Annotated in this window: 16 protein-coding genes; 8 read left to right on the top strand and 8 right to left on the bottom strand. The window is 42.5% G+C overall.

The features are described 5' to 3' along the window. Position 1: 1 nt before the first annotated feature. The 4 genes from B3394_RS07580 to B3394_RS07565 form a co-directional block, all read right to left on the bottom strand. Positions 2-616 carry a hypothetical protein gene (locus B3394_RS07580; RefSeq protein ID WP_286914772.1) on the bottom strand — a complete coding sequence of 205 codons (615 nt, stop codon included), beginning with the start codon at positions 614-616 and terminating at the stop codon, positions 2-4. Next, positions 616-1152, bottom strand: coding sequence for a hypothetical protein (locus B3394_RS07575; protein ID WP_286914771.1), 537 nt, complete (start codon positions 1150-1152; stop codon positions 616-618). The genes B3394_RS07580 and B3394_RS07575 overlap by 1 nt, the downstream gene beginning before the upstream one ends. A 16-nt stretch (positions 1153-1168) precedes the next feature. Beyond that, entirely contained in the window at positions 1169-2380 is a 1212-nt protein-coding gene (locus tag B3394_RS07570; protein WP_177736047.1) for an ankyrin repeat domain-containing protein, read from the bottom strand. A 94-nt stretch (positions 2381-2474) separates the two neighbouring features. After that, positions 2475-3041 (bottom strand): hypothetical protein, encoded by a 567-nt coding sequence (locus B3394_RS07565; RefSeq protein ID WP_286914770.1) that lies wholly within the window; start codon positions 3039-3041, stop codon positions 2475-2477. 736 nt (positions 3042-3777) lie between these two features. Between B3394_RS07565 and B3394_RS07560 the strand changes: the two genes are divergently transcribed. The 3 genes from B3394_RS07560 (at position 3778) to B3394_RS07550 (ending at position 13207) form a co-directional block, all read left to right on the top strand. Then, positions 3778-7803, top strand: coding sequence for a M14 family zinc carboxypeptidase (locus B3394_RS07560; protein ID WP_286914769.1), 4026 nt, complete (start codon positions 3778-3780; stop codon positions 7801-7803). Between the two features lie 82 nt (positions 7804-7885). Continuing rightward, entirely contained in the window at positions 7886-12427 is a 4542-nt protein-coding gene (locus B3394_RS07555; protein ID WP_286914768.1) for a LamG-like jellyroll fold domain-containing protein, read from the top strand. A gap of 96 nt (positions 12428-12523) precedes the next feature. Then, complete coding sequence (locus tag B3394_RS07550; RefSeq protein WP_177736059.1) at positions 12524-13207, top strand: dienelactone hydrolase family protein; 684 nt, start codon at positions 12524-12526, stop codon at positions 13205-13207. A 37-nt stretch (positions 13208-13244) separates the two neighbouring features. Here the strand turns inward: B3394_RS07550 and hisS are convergent, their stop codons facing one another. Further along, complete coding sequence (gene hisS / locus B3394_RS07545; protein WP_273243987.1) at positions 13245-14618, bottom strand: histidine--tRNA ligase; 1374 nt, start codon at positions 14616-14618, stop codon at positions 13245-13247. A 243-nt stretch (positions 14619-14861) separates the two neighbouring features. Between hisS and B3394_RS07540 the strand changes: the two genes are divergently transcribed. Beyond that, the gene (locus B3394_RS07540) at positions 14862-16103 is read left to right on the top strand and encodes an ABC transporter permease (protein ID WP_177736065.1); all 1242 of its coding nucleotides are present in this window, start codon (positions 14862-14864) and stop codon (positions 16101-16103) included. Between the two features lie 5 nt (positions 16104-16108). Here the strand turns inward: B3394_RS07540 and prmC are convergent, their stop codons facing one another. Then, positions 16109-16963 carry a peptide chain release factor N(5)-glutamine methyltransferase gene (gene prmC / locus B3394_RS07535; RefSeq protein WP_286914762.1) on the bottom strand — a complete coding sequence of 285 codons (855 nt, stop codon included), beginning with the start codon at positions 16961-16963 and terminating at the stop codon, positions 16109-16111. A gap of 1 nt (position 16964) precedes the next feature. Continuing rightward, positions 16965-17450 (bottom strand): GNAT family N-acetyltransferase, encoded by a 486-nt coding sequence (locus tag B3394_RS07530; RefSeq protein WP_177736072.1) that lies wholly within the window; start codon positions 17448-17450, stop codon positions 16965-16967. A 141-nt stretch (positions 17451-17591) separates the two neighbouring features. Between B3394_RS07530 and ribD the strand changes: the two genes are divergently transcribed. The 3 genes from ribD to B3394_RS07515 are packed head-to-tail and all read left to right on the top strand — an operon-like array spanning position 17592 to position 19845. Next, positions 17592-18635, top strand: a complete 1044-nt coding sequence (ribD, locus tag B3394_RS07525) for a bifunctional diaminohydroxyphosphoribosylaminopyrimidine deaminase/5-amino-6-(5-phosphoribosylamino)uracil reductase RibD (protein ID WP_286914758.1) — start codon at positions 17592-17594, stop codon at positions 18633-18635. Then, the gene (locus B3394_RS07520) at positions 18628-19227 is read left to right on the top strand and encodes an HAD family hydrolase (protein ID WP_177736078.1); all 600 of its coding nucleotides are present in this window, start codon (positions 18628-18630) and stop codon (positions 19225-19227) included. Before ribD ends, B3394_RS07520 begins: the two co-directional genes overlap by 8 nt. Before the next feature lie 9 nt (positions 19228-19236). After that, complete coding sequence (locus tag B3394_RS07515) at positions 19237-19845, top strand: IMPACT family protein (protein ID WP_286914753.1); 609 nt, start codon at positions 19237-19239, stop codon at positions 19843-19845. 17 nt (positions 19846-19862) lie between these two features. Here B3394_RS07515 and B3394_RS07510 read toward each other — a convergent pair whose 3' ends face one another. Further along, positions 19863-20273: an acyl-CoA thioesterase gene (locus B3394_RS07510; protein WP_177736084.1), complete on the bottom strand. Its 411-nt coding sequence runs from the start codon at positions 20271-20273 to the stop codon at positions 19863-19865. 192 nt (positions 20274-20465) lie between these two features. Between B3394_RS07510 and dnaA the strand changes: the two genes are divergently transcribed. Further along, positions 20466-21893 carry a chromosomal replication initiator protein DnaA gene (dnaA, locus tag B3394_RS07505; protein ID WP_177729791.1) on the top strand — a complete coding sequence of 476 codons (1428 nt, stop codon included), beginning with the start codon at positions 20466-20468 and terminating at the stop codon, positions 21891-21893. Positions 21894-21895: the final 2 nt, after the last annotated feature.

Here is a 21895-nt window from a genome sequence, read left to right as displayed (position 1 = left end):
TTTAGGTCGATTGGTGGAATTGACGCAGTAAACGCGTCTTTGGCGAATAGTACAGGTTGTACGAACCATAGACTTCATCGTCGTAAAGTGTAGCGATGTATTCCATCACCTCGCCGTTTTCATCTTTAAAGATGTCGAGCGAATAATCGGTTTTGCGCACATTATCCTTTTCGTAGGTGGTTTGATCCCAAATAGGTTCCCCTCCCATGTAAATACTTTCGCTTTTTACCGATTTGTCGACTTCGAAATAGATCGGTTCCTCTTTGTATCCGTAAAAATTGTCCTCCATTTCATCGGCACACCATTTGAGAAACTTCTCATCGAAATCCGAGATCGGGGTTTCGCTGTACGATACAATTTCGTATTTGTTGTCAGCGGTAAGCCTGAAATCGGCATAATCCAGAAAAACCGGCGTCACGATAAAATGGAACACAAGATTGGTGAATTCCGGTTTTATAAAATGCCCCGGAATACTGTATTGCGGCAACAGGATTCGCTGTTCGAAATGTTCAGGCTCGGCAAGGACGTCTGCGGGTTTCGGAAAAGAGACGATTATTTTACTCAGGTCTTCCGGTTGGGCAACCTGCCTAAGTCCGATGGGTTTTGATCTCGCCATTACTTTGATTGTAAATTGTTACCGGATATGCTTTGAAGCGCTTGTCTGACTTCGTGCACGAGTTTTGCATTCTGCTCTTTTTCGCCTTTGAGTAATATCGATTTCAAAATGGCAACCAGGATAATCCCCGGAATAAGAGCAATCAGACCACCCAAACCGGCGGCGATTTTATGTCCCGGCAAAAACGCAAGCGGTTCGATATTGTTGTAACCCATATACGCACCGATCGCCAAAAACAAAAGCAGCACCGAATACGTGATCATGTTGCCCATTTTGGATGATTCGCTCACATCGAGTTTCAAGACATCCCGAGTTGATTTTTCCCATTTCAAACCGACGGCGGCTCCGATTTTGTTGCCTTGGCGCACTTTTATTTCGTGTGACCAATTTTTGTCCGCATCCGTGAAATCATCGGCAGAAATGGCGTAGGACGAACCGAATTTAGATTGAAGTATTGATGTTATGTCATTTGCTGCTTGCTTCAACGCTGTGTTTGTGTTTGCGTTGGGATCTATTTTATAAGTAATATTTTCCATGTTTTCAGGGGCTTATTTATGCTTTCGGTTTTATTTTTTTCGGAGTTAGCAGTTTCGCAATTTCAGCATCGTTCCAATGCTCGGCTACCTCTTTTGCGGTGATTCCGGGAGAAAGCGGTCCCAGACCTTTGGTACTTCCGACAGAAGTGTCGAGACCGGCTTTGACCAGGATTTTAGCCATTTCGGCAGGTCCGCCAATATCGCCCAGGTAATGCCCGGCTGTCCATCCGTTTTCGTCGACTGCATTTATGTCCTGTTCCGGGTGGAGTTTGAAAAAGGCTTTCAACCCGTCGAGGCGTTTGCTGCGTGCGATGTAATGCAAGGACGCGATTCCTTCATTGTTCTTAATCTCAAAAGACGCGCCTTTTTTGGCCAATGCCGTCATCACTTCAGGCTCTCCTACAGAACACGCCATGATCATTGGCGTATTGCCGTTGTTACCACGGGCGTTTACGTCTGCACCTTTTTTGATCAAATATTGGGCAAGATAGATGCATTCCACATAGTTGCGATGCTGGGTTGGTCCCCAGGAATATCCGGAGATGTCGTATTGATCCATAAGCGAAAGCACACGTCCCTTTTCGTTTGCCCCGCCATTGAACGGTTTTATATAGCGGAAACAGCCATTGTCTATCTGGTATTTCACGTGTATACCGGAATTTGTTCCTTCAGATTCCCAATGTTCCACTTTGGCTTGTCCCATACGCAGCAAAACGTTGAGTAAAGGTGAAAATCCGAAATCATCCAGAGAATTTACGTCTGCACCGGCGTCGACAAGTCGCCATCCTATCGCATAACTGCCAAAAGAAGCAGCTACGTTCAAGGCTGTTTTCTGTTCCTGATCTCTGGCTTCGATCGGGGCTTTTTTGATTTCAGGCAGGTCGAGTATTTCGAAAAAGTTGTTTGCCGCAGCGACGTGTAGTACCGTTCCGAGGCTGGAAGTCACCACGTCGAGTTTAGCGCCGTTGTCAATTAGATCCCGCACGACATTTAGATGTTTGTAAGCTGCCGCTAAGTGGATCGGATAAAACGATTGGTTGTCGGCCACGTTCGGATTAGCACCGTGTTTGAGCAAAAGCTGTACGATTTCGCGATGGCCGTTTGCCGCCGCGCAATGCAAAGCGCCTGAATTTGGTCCCATGGCACTTGCATCTGCCCCTTTGGCGAGCATTTGCTTTACAGTTTCCAGATCACCTGCTTCAGAGGCGATTACGAGTTCTTTGTTCATATCCATATTTGTTTTTTGATTGGTTTGGTTGTTCAAATGGAAGCCCCGGACAGCATTTTTATCCGAGGTCTGAAAAAGTAAGATGTATTTGAAATTATTTTGCCACAGTAGCTTTTGCTGCTTCGTACATTAACTTAACATCATCAGCACTGTAATCCGTGAATTGGTCAGGAGATTGGTCGTGGCTCATTCCTTCCTGTATAACAACAGAAGACTGGCCGGTGGTTACACCATAAGTGAAAGCCAGTTTACCTTCATTGTTCTGTTTCACAAAACCGGTCGGGTCTTCGGTCACGAATTTGTCAAAGCCAGGATTCATTTCCTTATCACCAGTCATTTCCTTGATTAGTCCTACCGATTCTTCAGCATTTCCTTCGCGGATCGAAAAAGTCAGCTTGAACAATTTTCCGCCGTACACGAAGATTTCACCTTCTGTAGTGCTTTTAATAACTTTTGCATCTTTCGGAGCTTTTGTCACAACAGGAATTCCGTAGCTGCTCAAATCAAGATCGACGAATTCAGCGAATACCAGCGGTTTTTCAGGGGCAGCGGTTTCTTCTGTTGCAGCTGCTGCGCCTTCAGATTTGCTACCGTTGCAGCTGTAAGTCGTGATGGCAAGCGTCGCGATGGCTGCCAAAAGAAGGATTTTTTTGTTCTTCATGTTTATTATTATAGTTTTATTGGTTTCGGGTAAGCTTTTTTAAAATGAATGCGGGAATCTTTATGCGAATCGTGCCTGAACAATAGCAGCTATTGTTAATTGAATAAAAATCTATCGGGCGTTAAAAATTACCCTTAACAAAAATAGGAAAACCCCTATAACAAAATGTAATGAAAATGTGAAATATTTATTTAATCCTTAACAGCAATAAGCTGAATATGACAAATCCGAAAATTTATCATCGCATTCATTATTATTAATAAAATGTAAGGTCTCTTTTTTCTTCTCTTTATTTTTTTATTTCTACATCTAAAGAATTCAGAAATTTCCTGCTGAAAATACAATATAAAATTAATTCAGCAAAATAGTTGTATGTAAAAAGCAAACCGCTGCTAATCCGCCGATATACGTTTACAAAACAATCAGTTTCTTTTTTCAGGAAAAATTTTAGCTGCCTTTTAATTTTTCACTTTGTTAATTTTCACTGAACCTTAAAATTCTTTTAAAAATCCAACACAACATGCTAATTACCTACAATTTGTAATAACAAAATGTTATAAATAAATAATGATTTTTATCATTTGTTTAATCATAAATTAACCTTAAAATAACGATTAGTCACTATTTAAGATAAAAACAAAAAGATTTAATATCATTTTATTTAATAAACAATATTAATTAATAAAGTTATGTTAATTTTTTTTCATTAATTTTGAAGACCCAAAAGCCCAATTATATGAAAAAAACTACATTAATAATTTTATTATTATTAGTATTAACTACTGTATTTGCCCAAACCGAACCTAATCTTAAAAAAGCACAGAATTATTTAAACACTAAAGGAGAAGTAATCTTCACTTTTAAAGCTGCCAATCAGCAGCAATTTAAAAAATTAGCCGGCTTTTTATCTATCAGCCACAAACGAGTAGACCCGCAGGACTTAAAAGTCGAGGCTTATGCCGACAAAGAAGCTTTTCAAAAATTCCTGAAATACAACATCCCTTTTGAAGTTAGTACGACTGATAACGAGATTCCTTCAGAAGAAAACAAAAGCGCCCTGGCTCCAAATGCACAGTGGGACACCAGTTGGGATGCCTATCCTACTTACTCCCAGTATGTCGCTAAAATGCAATATTATGCCACCACCTATCCAAACCTTTGTAAACTGGAAAACATAGGCAGTACTCCAAATGGACGAAATCTATATATCTTAAAAATATCCGACAATTGCCAGAGCGATGAAGCAGAACCGGAATTTTTCTATTCTTCTTCTATGCACGGGGATGAAATAACCGGCTTCCCTTTAATGATGCGGCTTATTGATTACCTGGTTACCCGTTACGGAACCGATACCGAAGTAACGAATCTTGTCAACACAACAGAGATCTATATCAGTCCGCTGTCCAATCCTGACGGCTCCTTTAAAACTGCCGGTAATGACGTAATGAACTCTGCCGGTAATGCTGCAACCCGTGCCAATGCAAACGGCAGGGATTTAAATCGTAATTACCCCGATCCGGTAAACGGACTGCATTCGGACACCTTTGCCTACCAGCCGGAAACATTGGCTTTTTTAGCTTTTGAAAAAACGAGAAATTTTGTATTGGCCGCCAACTTTCACGGTGGTGTAGAAGTCGTTAACTATCCGTGGGATGCTTATTCTTCGCCCAATCACCTGCATCCGCATGACAATCACTTTAAGTTTATTGCCAAAAACTATGCACAGTCCTGCCAGACGGCAAGCAACAACAACGGCTATATGGACGATGTATTTGCCAGTCAGTTTCCGGGAACCACAAACGGTTCACTCTGGTACACCGTTAGTGGCGGAAGACAGGATTATAACAACTACTTTATGCACAATAAAGAAGTGACCATTGAAATTTCGACAACAAAATTCCCGGCTTCTTCCGAACTTCCGAATTACTGGAATTACAATAAGCAAGCCTTTTTAGACTATATCAAACAGGCCAATTACGGTTTGCAGGGAAAAGTTACCGATGCTTCCGGAAACCCGATAAGCGCAAAAGTATACATCAGCAACTACGATTTAAAAGGCGCCTGGGTAAAAACCGGCACCTTACATGGCGATTACTACAAACTATTGATCGCCGGAAGCTACAATGTTATTTTTGAAGCGCCGGGCTATACGTCGCAGACAATTGCGGTAACCGTAACCAATAACAACACCACGGTTTTAAATGTGCAGATGGTGGCTGTAACGGCAGAACCCGCCGTAAACAATGCAACGATCTGTAAAGGAAAAACTGCCAGTCTTACCACTGCCGACAGCGGAACCATCAGATGGTATGACACCGCAAACAGCACTACCGCTTTAGCAACCGGAAGTTCTTATACCACACCTGTATTAAACGCTTCAAGATCCTACTTTGCAGAAAGAGAAATCCCTTTGGCAAACATCGGCCCTGCCAGTGCCACCGGAACCGCTACCGCAAAAGCTACCGTTGCAAACAAATACCTGACTTTTGACTGTACCAAACCTACAAAACTAAAATCGGTTGCGATTAAAACCAGTGCTACCGGAGAAATCATGGTAGAATTACAGGATAGTTCCGGAGCAATGCTGGAATCCAAAATGATCCGTATAACGGCAACCGGAGAACAGGACATAGACCTGGATTTTTTCCTTCCGGCACAAAACAACCTTCGCTTGATTTCAAGAGAAATTAACGGTTACAATCTTACTGTTGCCACCAGCGGAATTACCTACCCGATGTCTAACGGAACCGTTTCGATAAAAAGCAACAGCGGAACCGGTACCTTTTTTCAGTTCTTTAACTGGAAATTTGCTCCGGCAAAAAGTGCCCGGAAAGAAGTACAGGTTATCGTAAAACCCGATCCGGCCATCACCGCTCTTACTCCTGACACCGCTCTTGAAGGAAGTGCAAATTTCACCCTGACCGTAAACGGAACAAATTTTGTAAACGGCGAATCGATCATCCAATGGAACGGTGTGAACAAAACAACGACTTTTATCAGCAATACCCAATTATCGGCTACAATCCTGGCGGCAGATATTGCAAACGACGGAACGGTTCCGGTAACTGTTTTGAACAACTGCAACAATTATGTGTCACCGGTAACCAATTTCACGATTCAGGGAGTACCGTGTGCAACCACCACAACATGGAGTGGCAGCAGCTGGAATAACGGCGCTCCGAATAACGATGTTCATGCCGTTATCAACGGAAACTATACCTCATCGGCCAATCTGGAAGCCTGTTCTTTAACCATCAACGGAACCGCAACGGTTACCGTTCAGTCCGGGCATAACTTTATAATCACCAGAGCCGTTACGATTGCTTCGGGTGCCAATCTTGTTATTCAGAATAATGCCAATCTGGTACAGCTTGAAAACAGCACCAATACCGGAAATAGTAATGTTTACCGGAATAGTGCTCCGGCCATCCGTTTAGACTATACCAACTGGTCCTCACCGGTAGCGGCACAAAACCTGTTGGCGTTTTCACCACAAACGCTGACCAACCGTTTTTATGTTTACAATCCTTTAAACGGTTCTATCGGCGCTTACGAAACCTTTAATCCGGCTACAAACCAGTTTACGGCAGCCAAAGGCTACCTGATACGCACACCAAACAACTGGAGTACAACTCCTGCGGTTTTCCCGGGACATTTCACCGGAGTGCTGAATAATGGTGCGATCAATATCAACGCCGTTAAAGGAACCACTACCGGCTACAATTTAATTGGTAACCCTTATCCGTCCACTATTAATGCTGTAGACTTTATCAATGCCAACATCAGCGGCACCGGAACAATCAACACGACTATTGACGGCAGTCTGTATTTCTGGACACATGCTACGCCGTCCAGTCCGACAACCGGTTTATACCCTTTAAACAACTATGCTAAATTCACAAAATTAGGCGGTACCGCTGCCCAAGCCGGCGGAGCCACACCAAACGGAATCATACAGGTCGGACAGGGCTTTATTGTGAATGCGGTAACCAACGGAACGGTTTCTTTCAGAAACAGCATGAGACTCATTAACAATGCCAATCAGTTCTTTAAAGTAAACAACCTGCCTGCCTTTACTGCAGATGAAACCATTGAAAAACACCGTATCTGGCTGAATTTAAGCGGCGATAACGACGCTTTCAGTCAAATCCTGATCGGGTACATGACCGGAGCAACCAACAATATCGACTATGGAATAGACGCCAAAGATTTCGGAACTGCCGGCGCTTCCTTATACAATGTTATTAACGATGAAGCCTATGCCATTCAGGGTCGTGCCGTTCCTTTTACCGAGAACGATATCGTTCCTTTAGGAATTAACGTTCCGGCTGCCGGAAATTACACGCTTTCCCTTGATCACTTTGACGGTATCTTCACAGACAATCAGGTCATTTTTATTAAAGACAACGTTTTAAATACTGTACACAATCTTAAAACCGGTAATTATACTTTCGCTGCAAACGAAGGGACATTCAACAACCGGTTTGAATTAATCTTTAAAAACAGCATCTTAGGGACTATCGATCCTGCTGCCGATAACGGAACAATCAGCATCAGCAAAACCGACGGTGTTCTTACGGTAAAATCGTCTAAAGAAAATTTAAAATCAGTTGCGGTTTATGACTTATTAGGAAGAGTCATTTACCAGGCTGACAATATTGACACACCGCTATTTACGGCCCATTTAATGACAAGCAAAGCCGTTTTATTAGTGAAAGTAATTACCCAGACCAATCAACCCATTTTTAAAAAAGTAATCTAGATTATTTGGCTCTTTCCACTAGGAGCCAAATAAAATTATTAACAATCCATCCTCTACAAAATGAAAAAAACTACTTACAACTATGAAAGCAACAATGACCACATTAGTAAAACACTTACTGATTGTAGGACTTAGTTTTCTTCCCAATTTTTTATCGGGACAGACCACTCAATTACAGCAGGAAAACTTTGAATCAGCAAGTACCTGGACAGCTTCTGGCGCTACCTTTACCACAACCAATGCCTACAACGGCACTTACAAGGCTGTCATCCCGGTTAATGGAAGTTCCATTACCTCGCCTGTTATTAACACGACAGGCTACAACAAAATCGATGTTCGCTTCTTTGTGAAAAGCAACAATGCAAACGCCGGTGACAAAATAACGCTGCAATACAGGGATAATTCCCTTGCCTCATGGTCGGACGTCAGAGTTGTCGAAAAAGGAACCCCAAGCGGAATCTCCTATAGAGATATCAATGACAACACCAATTACCATGCGCTTGTCGGAACTATTTTTTCAACCAGCTCCACATTTGCCGCCACCTCGCAATTCCGTTTTGTAACCACATCAGGATCTTCTTCCCGACAGTTTTACATTGACTACATCACGGTTAGCGGTACAAAAGACAATACCATTGCTACCGGGCCCGGCGGCATTACCAGTAATCTGGAAATGTGGCTGAGAGCCGACCTGGTAGACGGGGTCACTATCGGTACCGACGGTGCAAACGTGAACATCTGGACCGACAAAGGAAAAGGTCACGATGCCAAAGTTATTGACGCCACTAACGCTGCCCTGACCGTAAAACCTGTTTACCGAAATAACGCCTCCAAAAATATCAACTTCAATCCGGTGGTTGAGTTTGGCAACACGCCTTCCGCATCGGCATCCAATTATACCTATTTATCGAACAAAGCCGAATTACAGGGAACATCCGGCTTTTACAGCAACGATCTCTTTATCGTAGTCATTAACGACAACCCGGCTTCCCTTGTATCCACTTCATCCAGTGTCGATTTATTCTGTTCCCAGTCCCCGGCTTCAACCACTTATGCCAAAGATGGTACCGGAATTGGTTTCGGACAGTATTCTATCCGTCTTGACAATGAAGTAGTAAGCTACTGTATTGGTACCACGCCGGATCCGGTAGATCCCGATGTTAACACAAGAGGATATGGTCTGGCCCAGGTAAACGGAACCTTTTCCGGCGTTAACATCATCAACAGCCGGCACAACAGCACCAATACCAAACAGGAATTATACAGCAATGCCCTGAGCATATCCAATACAGAAGTAGGTACGCCTGCCTGGGTTGCAGTACAAAACAAAAGATTCTGGCTGGGCAGAAGCCAGCTTTTTGACGGTAGTTTCGGCGGCAGGATTGCAGAAGTAATCTCCTATTCTGCCCGAAAAAATGACGCTACAGAACGCAACCGAATTGAATCCTATTTAGCCATTAAATACGGTATCACTTTAGGCACTAACGGTACCAGTCAAAACTATGTGAACTCTGCCGGTACTACAATATGGAACATCGCACCAACAGGATTCAATTATGACATTGCCGGAATCGGAAGAGACGATACCGCCCAATTAAATCAGAAACAATCCAAAAGTATAAACTCCGGAGCGGTCATCACAATGGGACTCGGAGATATCTTTACGACCAACGCTGCAAACACCAATACTTTTGGCGCCGACAGAAGATGCCTTGTATGGGGCAGTAACGGACTTGCGATGACCAACAGCGGTTCTCCGGTAACCGTAAGCTTCGGTCCTTCAACCGTTACCACCTCAACGGATGTTACCAATAAAAAATGGAAGGTTGTGGAAACCGGCGGTGATGTTGCTACCGTTAAGGTTTCGCTGGCTACAACAGATCTGGCCAGTTTACCGGCTCTATCCGGAAACGATGCCTATGTAATGATCGTTGCCAGCGATGCGGCATTTACAACCGGCGTAGAAACCGTTTTCCTGAACACAAACGGATCCAATCAGGAATGTTTTTACGATTTTGACGGTACAAAATATATTGCGTTTGGTGTAGCCCACGAAGTAATTGCGTCCAGACACATTACTATTGACGGCGTTGATGATGCCGTAAAAGTAAGCAACGCAAACGACCTTACCGGAGCTTTCAGTATCATGGTATGGGCAAGACCTACAGGAGCGAACACTGCGCTTTCCGACAAAACAATTGTTTCCAAACACAACGGAACAACCGGATATCGTCTGGTAATACAAAACGATAATAAAATCAGAATGGAGTGGAACGGAACTTCTTTGGTTTCCAACACCACTTTACCGAATAACGAATGGCACAATATTGCCGCAATTTACAATTCCGGGACGCTGTCCTTATACATTGACGGTGTTTTAGACAAATCCGGAAGCATAACGGCACCAACGGCTACAACAAGCATCTTTACCATTGGTGCCGAATACAGAAGTAAAAGCAGCACCGTAAATGTGTTTAAAGGAGACATAGACGAGCTGCGTTTCTGGAACAGAGCCATCACTTTAGCCGAGCTGCGCTTTATCATGAATCAGGAGATCAATAATTCCGGAGCCAATACGATTGGTAAAATCATGCCTTCAACGGTTACCAAAAACGACATCAGTGCACTAACATGGGCGAGCCTGACCGCTTATTATTCGATGAATACCTACATTGGTACCCATATTAATGACGATTCTGTAAACAACAACAGAGGAAGCCTGGTTACTCCGGATAAAACCGGTGTCAATACCCAGACAGCACCAATGCCTTATGACAGTGCTGTCAATGGTCTTTGGTCGGATACCGCAACATGGACTAACGGAACCACCTTTGCCTTACCGTCGGCATTGTCGATAATAGACAACAGCACGACCATTGACTGGAACATTGTGAGAACCTCACACACCATTACTTCCAATGGTAACAAAACGCTGTTAGGGTTCTTTGTAAACGCCAATACCGTTAATGCTGCCAACGATTCCAAAATAGAGGTCAGCCACTTTTTAAGGCTAAACGGAAAAATTGACTTACAGGGCAAATCCCAATTGGTGCAAACCTTTAATTCCGATCTTGACCCTACCAGTTCCGGTTCTATTGAACGCGATCAGCAAGGACAGAAAAGTATTTACAACTACAACTACTGGTCGTCACCCGTTGGCGCGATCAACAGCACGACCAACAACAATAACTATACGGTAAATGGTGTTTTAAGAGACGGAACAAACACCGCAACACCAGTTGCCATAAACTGGGTAAACGGTATGGACGGTTCCACAGGAACACCAATTAACCTGGCAAGACGCTGGATTTATAAATTCCAGAACCTGTCTGACCTTTACGCAAACTGGACACAAATATTCGAAACCGGAATATTGGCGCCTTCAAACGGATTTACCATGAAAGGCAGCGGAACGGCTACTGCAACGCAAAACTATGTGTTTGTCGGAAAACCATACAACGGCAGAATAAACGGCACCGTTTCGCCCAACAATATTAATTTAAGCGGAAACCCCTATGCCTCAGCTTTAGATGCCCAACAGTTTATTACCGATAATGCTGCTGTTATTAACGGATCGATTTACTTCTGGGAACACTATCCTACGAACAACACCCATGTATTGCTTCAGTATCAGGGCGGTTATGCCACCCGGAACTTTTCTGGCGGAACACCGCCGGTAGCGCCGTTTGGCATCAGCGGATTAGGATCCAGCGCAAGGGTTCCGAACCGTTATATCCCGGTTGGGCAGGGCTTCTTTATACAGGCAAATGCTACCGGAGGAACTATTGTGTTCGACAACAACCAAAGAACCTTTGTTAAAGAAGATGCCCCAACATCGAACATCATGTTTAAAAACGCTTCCGGCGCCAATACCCAGATGTCGGCTTCAGATCATTTTAACGACAATACGAATGACAGTACTACCGCCGAAGACACATTTGCCAGAATACGCCTGGGCTTCACTTCCCACAATGGTAATCACAGACAGTTATTGCTTGCTTTTATGGAAGAACATGCAACAGACGGATGGGATTACGGTTACGACGGCATTGTTCTTGACGACGATTTAGTACAGGATATGTTATTCCTTCTGGACGATAAAAAATTAGTTATCCAGGGTGTCGGTTACTTCAATACGAGCGCTATTTACCCGTTATTGGTCAGAACCGATGTTGCCGGTGAAGTAAAATTCATGATCGATGAACTGGAAAACTTTAACCCGAATCAGCCTATCTATATTTATGACAACGTTACAAATGGATACCATGATATCCGAAATGCTCCTTTTGCTCTTGAAATTCCGGCAGGAGAAAACACAAGCCGTTTTTCATTACGTTTTGAAAAACAAAAACTTGCCGTTACAGAATTTGACTGGAGCGCGGTTAAGATGACTTACCTTCAGGGGAACAACCAGATTAAGATCAATAACGGGCTTACAGATGGCACCCGTATCGAAAAAGTAATGCTTTACAATATAACAGGACAGCTGCTTGGCACGTGGAAAACAGACAACATGGACCAGCAGGAAATCCTGCTGCCGGTTCGCAATGTAAGCGCCGGTACCTATATTATAAAAGCCGACACAAACAAAGGTTCGCTCAGCCAGAAAACAATCATCAGATAAAAAGAACAGCAGCCCCGTTTTGGGGCTGTTGTCATTTTTAGATTTTAATTCTGCTTTAAAAAAAGTAACTTTGTCTTTCTATATATTTTTATCCGCATGAAAGCCTGTTTTTTATTCCTTCTTTGTTTTTGCTGTATATCCCTTTCACACGCACAACTTCAAGCCATTACCGATCAAGCCGATTATCCGTTCTATATTCACCTTCCGGAACAGGAAGTACTGGACAATAAAGCCCCGGTTATTCTCTTTTTGCATGGCAGAAGTTTATCCGGTACCAATCTGGAAAGAGTGAAACGATACGGCGTACTGAAAGCAATAGAAAACGGGAAAAAGATTCCGGCCATCGTTGTTGCCCCGCAGCTGCCTTCCGGTCCCTGGAATCCGGATAAAGTATTGAACGTACTCGAATATGTACAGCAGCATTACAATACTGATTTGTCCCGCGTTTATGTATGCGGTATGAGTCTGGGCGGTTACGGAACCATGCATTTTGCCGGAAAATATGCCGATAAAATCACGGCAGCTGTAGCGATATGCGGCGGCGGAAATGTAAATGATGCCTGCAAACTGGCAACGATCCCGCTTTGGATCCAGCATGGCAACAGGGATTTTATCGTACCGATTTCGGAGTCGAAAAAAATTGTAAAAGCAATCAAAGCCTGCAAACCGGATGCCGATGTAACCTTTACCGTTATCCCCGGAGGCAATCACAGCAATGTGGAGAACATCTTCCGAAAAGACGAAGTCTACGACTGGATGCTGAAACAGGTCAAAAAATAATATCAAACAAAAAAGGCTATCTCACGATAGCCTTTTTTTAGTATTGTAATATTGTTTTCAGTTCTTCCAGACTTACTTTTTGCTGTTCGCCTGAACCCAGGTTTTTCAAAGCAAACTGGTTGCTTTCAATTTCCTCGGCACCTACAATCACAGCATACGGAATACCTCTTTTATCGGCATGTTGAAACTGCTTTCCGATTTTTGCATTACTAGGGTACAATTCCACTTTTATACCGGCTTTGCGCAATTGCATAATCGCTTTCATCGAATATAACGCTTCTGCATCGCCAAAGTTCAGGAATAAGGCTTTAGAAGTAGCGGTAACCGTTTCCGGGAACAGGTTCAATTCTTCCAGTACCAGGTAAATACGATCCAGTCCGAAAGAGATTCCCACGCCACTCATATTTTTCAATCCGAAAATTCCGGTCAGGTCATCATAACGACCGCCCCCGCCAATGGAACCCATCGCAACGGTTTTCGGGGCAGCCACTTCAAAAATAGCTCCCGTATAATAGTTTAGTCCTCTTGCCAGTGTTACATCCAGGTCCAGGATTGCTTTATCCAGACCTAATGCCGCTACGTTATCACAAATAAACGTCAGCTCTTCCACTCCTTTCATACCTTCTTCCGAAGAAGCCAATAAAGCTGCCAGTTTGGTTATTTTCTCCGAAATCGAACCGGTGAAATTAAATAACGGCTGTACTTTTGCAATCGCTTCCTCCGAAATGCCTTTACCGGACATTTCTTTCTTTACTCCGTCTTCTCCAATTTTGTCCAGTTTATCCAAAGCCACCGTAAAATCAATAAGCTTGTCTTTGGCACCGATCACCTCAGCAATACCGGACAGGATTTTCCGGTTGTTGATTTTTATTGTCACTCCTTCCAGTCCCAAAGCCGAAAACACACTGTCATACAACTGTACCAGCTCCACTTCCTGCCATAATGAGGTAGAACCAACCACATCGGCATCACACTGATAAAACTCTCTGAAACGGCCTTTCTGCGGCTTGTCTGCTCTCCATACCGGCTGGATCTGGTAGCGTTTAAACGGGAATTCTATCTCATTCTGGTGTTGCACCACATAACGGGCAAAAGGAACCGTCAAATCATAACGCAGGGCTTTTTCCGAGATTTGTGCGGTAAGTTTCAAACTGTCTTTCGCCTCTAAAAAAGCCTCATTTGCTTTGGCTAAAAAATCGCCCGAATTCAAAATTTTAAAAATCAACCGGTCCCCTTCTTCGCCATATTTTCCCATTAAGGTTTCGGAATTCTCAAAAGACGGTGTTTCAATAGGCTGAAAGCCGAATTTTTCGAAATTCGATTTGATGATCGAAAAAATATAATTACGCTTTGCCACCTCAATTGGTGAAAAATCACGGGTCCCTTTCGGTATACTTGGTTTTTGTGCCATTTTTAGAATTGAAAATTTAATTTAAACTGTCCAGCTACATCTGAAAAAGCGTCGTTCTTTTTCACTACACTGCAAATATCTTACTTTTTAAAATTATCTTCATCCATTTTCAATAAAATACTGTGATAATTTATTCCGGAAGCTGCTCCCTGTTTTACAACTCCCTTTCCCGCTTTTAATATTCTTCCTACTTTTCCAAAAAAATATGTAACAAAAGCTGTACTTTAGTGACAAATTAGCATTATGCTTGGACTATTCAGAGAAAATACTAAAATTGCTTTAGACGCAATTAAAAGTCAGTTACTTCGTACGATATTAACCGTAATGATCATTGCCATCGGGATCACCGCACTTGTTGGAATACTTACCGTGGTTTCTGCATTGGAAAACACCATTGCGAAAGATTTCGCATCCATGGGTGCCAATACCTTTTCCATCAGTCAGTATGATTTATCCTCACAGATCAACAACCAAAATTCCAACCAGAAAATCAATCCGATTATCAGCTATCCGGAAGCCCGTGCTTTTCAGGAAAAATACAAATATCCTTTATCGACTTCTTCCCTTTCGTTTACCGCCACCACCAAGGCCGAAGTAAAATATGAAGCGCAAAAAACCGACCCGGAAATAAGCATCGTAGGTGTTGATGAAAACTTCCTGCCTAACAAAGGACTGGAAACCACAAGAGGACGTAACTTTACCGGATTTGATATTAAAAACAATAATTATGTCTGCATTTTAGGATCCGATTTCGAAAAAGGACTTTTTAAAGATATCAATGCCATAGACAAAACCATATCGATTCGCGGGGCCAAATTTAAAGTAATCGGGATCCTGAAAGAAAAGGGATCCACTTTTGGCAACAGCCAGGATTTACGGGTATTGATTCCGAATCAGATTGCCCGTTCCATCTTTTCGGCTCCCAACATCAACTACGATTTAAGTGTGATGATCGGGCAGAAAGAAATGATCAACCAGGCGGTTGATGATGCCATTATTACCATGCGAAAAATTAAAAAACTCAATCCGGTAGAAAAGAATAACTTCGGGATTGAGCGCAGTGACGACCTGATAAACACCTTACTTTCCAACACCCAGTTTTTAGGTTATATCGCCTGGGCTGTCGGGGTAATTACCATTTTTGGTTCCTCTATCGCCCTGATGAATATTATGCTGGTTTCCGTTACCGAAAGAACCCGTGAAATCGGCGTGCGAAAATCATTAGGAGCCAAAAGAAGTACCATTGCCTGGCAATTTTTTACCGAAACCCTGGTAATCGGTCAGTTGGGCGGATTAGTCGGTATCATCCTCGGAATTTTGGTTGGTTTCGGAATATCCGCTGCGATTAAATTCAGCTTTGTGATTCCGTGGCAGGCTATTTTTGCCGCCTTTGCCACGACTTTCCTTGTAGCTATTGTTTCCGGATTGTACCCGGCCATTAAAGCATCCAAACTGGATCCGGTAGAAGCTTTACGGTACGAATAATCCGTTTACAGTATTGCTTTTGTCATGCGGTCATTGCCGTAAATATCCTTACGCAGTTCTCCGTTTTTAAAATGGTATTCCTTTAGCAATGCCAGCATTTCCGGCCCGAGATACTGATTGATCTCGAAGTACAGCTGCCCGCTTTTTACCAAATGCTGCGCGGCTAATTCCGTGATTTTGCGGTAAAAAAGCAATGGGTCATGGTCTTCGACAAACAAGGCTAAATGCGGTTCAAATTCCAATACGTTTTTGTTTATTTCCTCTTTTTCCAGGTTTCTCACATAGGGCGGATTGGACACGATAATATCAAACTGTTCCGGCAACACACTGGTTTCAAGAATGTTTTTGTGCAAAAACACCACGTTTGCCTGGTTTTGCCTTGCATTCCGTCTGGCTACTTCCAGTGCTTTTTCGGAAACATCGATTGCAAATACCCGGGCCTGCGGCAGCTTTTTAGCCAGCGAAACGGCAATACAACCACTGCCTGTTCCGATATCCAATATTTTAAGCGGCTGTTCTTTGGGCAGTTCCGAAACGGACTGCAGGATCCACTCCACCAGTTCTTCCGTTTCCGGACGCGGGATTAAAACGTTTTCATTCACATAAAAAGGCAGTCCGAAAAATTCGGTTTCCTCAAAAATATACTGAATCGGTTTTTCCGCTTTCAGCTGATGCAGCACTGTTTCCCATTGCAGCAGCTGCATGGCATCCAGTTCAAAATCGGCTTTCAGCACCATATCTACCCGTTTCATCTGGTGAAAAGCGTCTAAAATGATATAGAAAAAGCTTTCGATCTCTTTTTCATCATAAAGAGCCGATAGTTCTTCTTTAAAATAATTGCGATAGTCTTTGATTAGCATCTTATAAATCTTTAAGCATCCATACCGGACAGGAGTTATGACCGGTATCTCCCAACGGAGCCTCCAGATACCGGAATCCGGATTTTACATATAATTTCCGGGCAGCCGTCATGTTTGGAAGTGTTTCCAGATAACATTGTTTAAAGCCGAAAGCTTTTGCCTGCTCCAGGCACTTCCCGATCATTTTTGCTCCCAGCCCCAAACCTCTGGACACGGGTAAAAAGTACATTTTTTGCAGCTCACAAATCGTGGCCGCTCCATTTTCCAATGGTGCAATTCCGGCACCGCCAATAATCTCCCCGTCTTTGACAACCAGGAAATAAGCCGACTGCGGAGTCGCATACGTTTCAAACATCCTGTCCAGCGAAGCGTCGGCATAAGCCGTGCCTACTTTAGGCACTTCATGCTCCACCAATACTGTTCGTATTAAGGCTGCGACAGCCTCATTGTCATTTTTTTGAATTTCCCGTATCTCGATTGTATCCATTTTTAAGGAATAGTTTATTTTTGCAGCTTCCGGACAACAGGAATACTGTTCGATTTGTTCAAAATCAGGACGAATGTAAGCAGCTTCCCTGACAGTTCATAAACATTTAGAATAATTTTACAAATTTAATACGATACGCTTTTGAACACCCATGAATTTTACATGAACCGCTGTGTTGAATTGGCTAAAAACGGTTTGGGCACAACATACACCAACCCTTTGGTGGGCAGTGTTATCGTATACAATAATGAAATTATCGGAGAAGGGTGGCACCGGAAAGCCGGCGAACCGCATGCCGAAGTGAATGCGGTAAACTCCGTTAAGGACAAATCCCTTCTATCCAAAGCTACTATTTATGTGAGTCTGGAACCCTGTAGTCATTTTGGCAAAACACCTCCCTGCTGTGATCTGATCATTCAGCATAAAATCCCCAACGTTGTCATCGGCACCATTGATCCGTTTGCCAAAGTTGCCGGAAACGGCATCAAAAAACTGATCGAAGCCGGTAAAAATGTTACCGTTGGTATACTGGAGGACGCCTGTAACGAGCTCAACAAACGTTTTTTTACATTCCACCAGAAAAAGCGCCCGTATATCATCCTGAAATGGGCAGAAAGCAGTGACGGTTTTATTGCGCCGGAAACCAGAGCGGAGCAAAAACCGGTATGGATCTCCAATGTATATTCCCGCCAGCTGGTTCACAAATGGCGCAGTGAGGAACAGGCTATTTTAGTGGGAACCCAAACCGTTATTGACGACAATCCCAAACTGGATGTAAGGGACTGGACCGGTACAAATCCTGTGCGCATCGTGCTGGATAAATCCGGAAGGATTCCGGAAGATTATTTTGTAAAGGACGGCAGTGTAAAAACCATAATCATCACGGAAAATCAAAATTTAAAAAATTCTACATCAGTTTTTTTCGAAAATTGTATCTTTGATAATACGCTCCCTTTTTCAATTGTATCGATTTTACAGCAATACGATATTCAATCCTTACTTATTGAAGGAGGAAAGCAGACGCTGCAAACCTTTATCGACGCAGGATTATGGGATGAAGCACGGGTTTTTAAAGGCGCTGTAACACTGCAAAGCGGTACAGCAGCACCGTTTATAACCGGTACATTACAAGAGAAACAGACGATACTAAACGACGAACTTCTAATTTTCACACACAATGATTGATACTATCATATTCGATTTTGGCAATGTTTTTATTAATCTGGCAGAAGAAGCCCCATTTGAACACATGCGAAAATTAGGACTGGTTTGCTGGAACGAGGATTTAGACAATCTGAACAAAAGATATGAAAAGGGAAAAATCAAAGAAGCTGATTTTTTCAACGGTCTTCATAAATACATCCCGAACAAAGATTTAAAAGAGATCCGCGATGCCTGGAATGCCATACTGCTGGATTTCCCGCTTTACCGTCTTGAGTTTTTACAGCGTTTATCGTCGCAGTACCGTTTATTCCTGTTGAGCAATACCGATGCAACCCATATTGAAAAATTTGAAAGCAAAGTGGGCGAAACATTCAGCCGCGAATTTTACCAATGCTTTGAAAAGGTGTATTTTTCGTTCGAAATAGGCCTTAGAAAACCCGATCCGGAAATCTTCAACTACATCATCAAGAAACACGAGTTATCGCCTAAAAGAACCCTTTTTGTGGACGACAACAAGCACAATACCGAAGTGGCTGCCAACCTGGGATTAAATATCTGGAACCTGCAGGTGGGTAAAGAAGATGTTGTAGATTTGCTGGATAAAAAATGGTAATTAACAGCATTGGAAAAAGACACATACAAAACCTTAGCCATACCGTCCGAAGAAGTTCTCTACAAAGAAAAAAACAGTAAATTTTTCGGCTATGCCTTTCCTATAGCAACAGAAGAGGATGTCAAACCGATTCTGGAAGATCTCCGGAAGCAGCATCATGCCGCGCGACACTGGTGTTATGCCTTCCAGACCGGAACCGAAAAAATATACTTCCGTGCCAACGACGACGGCGAACCCAATAACTCGGCAGGAATGCCCATTTACGGTCAGATACAGTCGTTTGACGTAACAAACGTACTCATAGTAGTCGTACGGTATTTCGGTGGCGTAAAACTCGGCGTAGGCGGTTTAATATCCGCTTACAAAACAGCTGCCCAGATGGCGCTGGAAGTTTCCGAAATAATCGAAAAGACAATCGACATTCATTACCTCATTCGTTTTGATTATAAAAACATGAACAAAGTGATGCGGGTTATCAAAGAAAAAAATCTGGATATTATCGCCCAGAAAATGGAAATGAGTTGCGAGATTGAAATCGCTACGCGCAAAAAAAATGCCGAAATGATTTTCGACATTTTTTCCAATCTTTATGAAGTAACTATTCTTGAAAAAGAGTAATTTTCAATGTTGCTTTTTTAGCTTTCAACAAACGCCGTTAACTTTTCGGTAACATACGCCGGAGGCAAAGTCGGCTTTCCGGTTTTCATGTCTACAAACACCAGAATGGAGTTCCCCGTTGTTAATAACTCACCTGCTTCATTGTAGATTTCGTAGTCAAATTCTATCTTAACAGAGGTCTGACTTTTGAATATTGTTTTCACCGTTAGCAGGTCGTCATAAAGTGCCGGTTTTTTGTAACTCATGCTCAAAGAAACCACCGGAAGCATAATTCCGTTTTCTTCCATCCATTTATAAGAAAGCCCAAGGTTTCTAAGCCATTCCACACGTCCCATCTCAAAATACTGCGCATAATTTCCGTGATAAACCACTCCCATCTGGTCTGTTTCGGCGTATCGGACACGAACCTGAAATTGATAATCTCTCATATTAATTTTTTGTTAATTTATTTTAAAAACATTTTTAAATGTACTTACAATATTTTTTTCATAAAATCAATACACGTTATATTTTTTTTTGAAAAAAATTGTCCACATATTTGTCTTCCCAATTTCAATGAAAGTATCTGACTTACTTTTTGAATTCAACTTTTTAAAAAAACATTAATTATGCCCGAATATATGAATAAAACTGCGCAATCGGTATGGGAAAACTGTCTGTCATTCATAAAAGACAATATTCAGGATCAAGCATATAAAACTTGGTTTGAACCTATCAAAGCTGTTGAGCTTACTGATAACGCATTATATATTCAGGTACCTAGTAAGTTTTTTTACGAATGGCTGGAAGAACATTATGTAAAATTGCTCAAAGTTGCCTTAACAAAAGAACTTGGAGCGAGCGCAAAGTTACTTTATAAAATTAAAATGGAAAACACTTATGGCAATAAACTACCGTTCACGGAGCAGCTGCCAAGTGTTAGTCGTCCGCCGGTAAAACCACAGGAAGTTGACGTACCGATTCAGAATAAAAATCCGGAGTTAAAAAATCCGTTTATCATACCGGGAATCCGCAATGTAAAAATCGAATCCCAGTTAAATGCCAATTACAGTTTCGACAATTTCCTGGAAGGGGAATCCAACCGTCTGGCCCGTTCTGCCGGTATGGCTGTTGCCAACAAACCGGGCGGAACTTCTTTTAATCCGTTATTGCTTTTTGGCGGTGTCGGATTGGGAAAAACCCACCTGGCACATGCTATTGGTGTGGAGATCAAAGAAAAGCATCCGGAGAAAACCGTACTGTATATTTCGGCAGAGGTTTTCACACAACAATATATCGATTCGGTTAAAAAGAATACCCGTAACGACTTCATTCACTTCTATCAGTTAATTGATGTACTGATCATTGATGACGTGCAGTTCCTTTCCGGAAAAGCAGGAACACAGGATGTATTCTTCCATATCTTTAATTATTTACACCAAAACGGAAAACAGGTTATCCTTACTTCCGACAAAGCACCTGTGGACATGCAGGATATTGAACAACGCTTACTTTCCCGTTTTAAATGGGGATTGTCTGCCGAAATTCAACAGCCGGATTATGAAACCAGAACCGCTATCTTAAAAAATATTTTATACCGCGACGGTGTGGAAATGCCGGACGAGATTGTAGAATATGTAGCCAAGAACATCAAAACCAATGTCCGTGAACTGGAAGGTGCCATCATTTCATTGATCGCACAATCTTCTTTCAACAAACGGGAAGTAACTACCGAATTAGCCAAACAAGTCGTTGAGAAATTTGTTAAGAATGTAAAACGCGAAGTTTCTATTGATTATATTCAAAAAGTGGTTTCCGATTATTTCCAGTTGGACATCGAAACTTTGCAATCCAAAACCAGAAAGCGTGACGTGGTTCAGGCAAGACAGCTGGCAATGTTTTTCGCTAAAAAATTCACAAAAGCTTCTTTAGCCAATATCGGATCACAAATTGGCGACAGGGATCACGCAACCGTTTTACATGCCTGTAAGACTGTTGACAATCTTGTTTCTACCGATAAGCAATTCAAAAAATACGTAGACGATATCCACAAGAAGTTATCCTTATAACA

Source organism: Flavobacterium sp. UBA4197, assembly GCF_002379575.1.
GTDB lineage: Bacteria > Bacteroidota > Bacteroidia > Flavobacteriales > Flavobacteriaceae > Flavobacterium > Flavobacterium inviolabile.
This window is presented reverse-complemented; position numbering and strand designations above follow the sequence as displayed.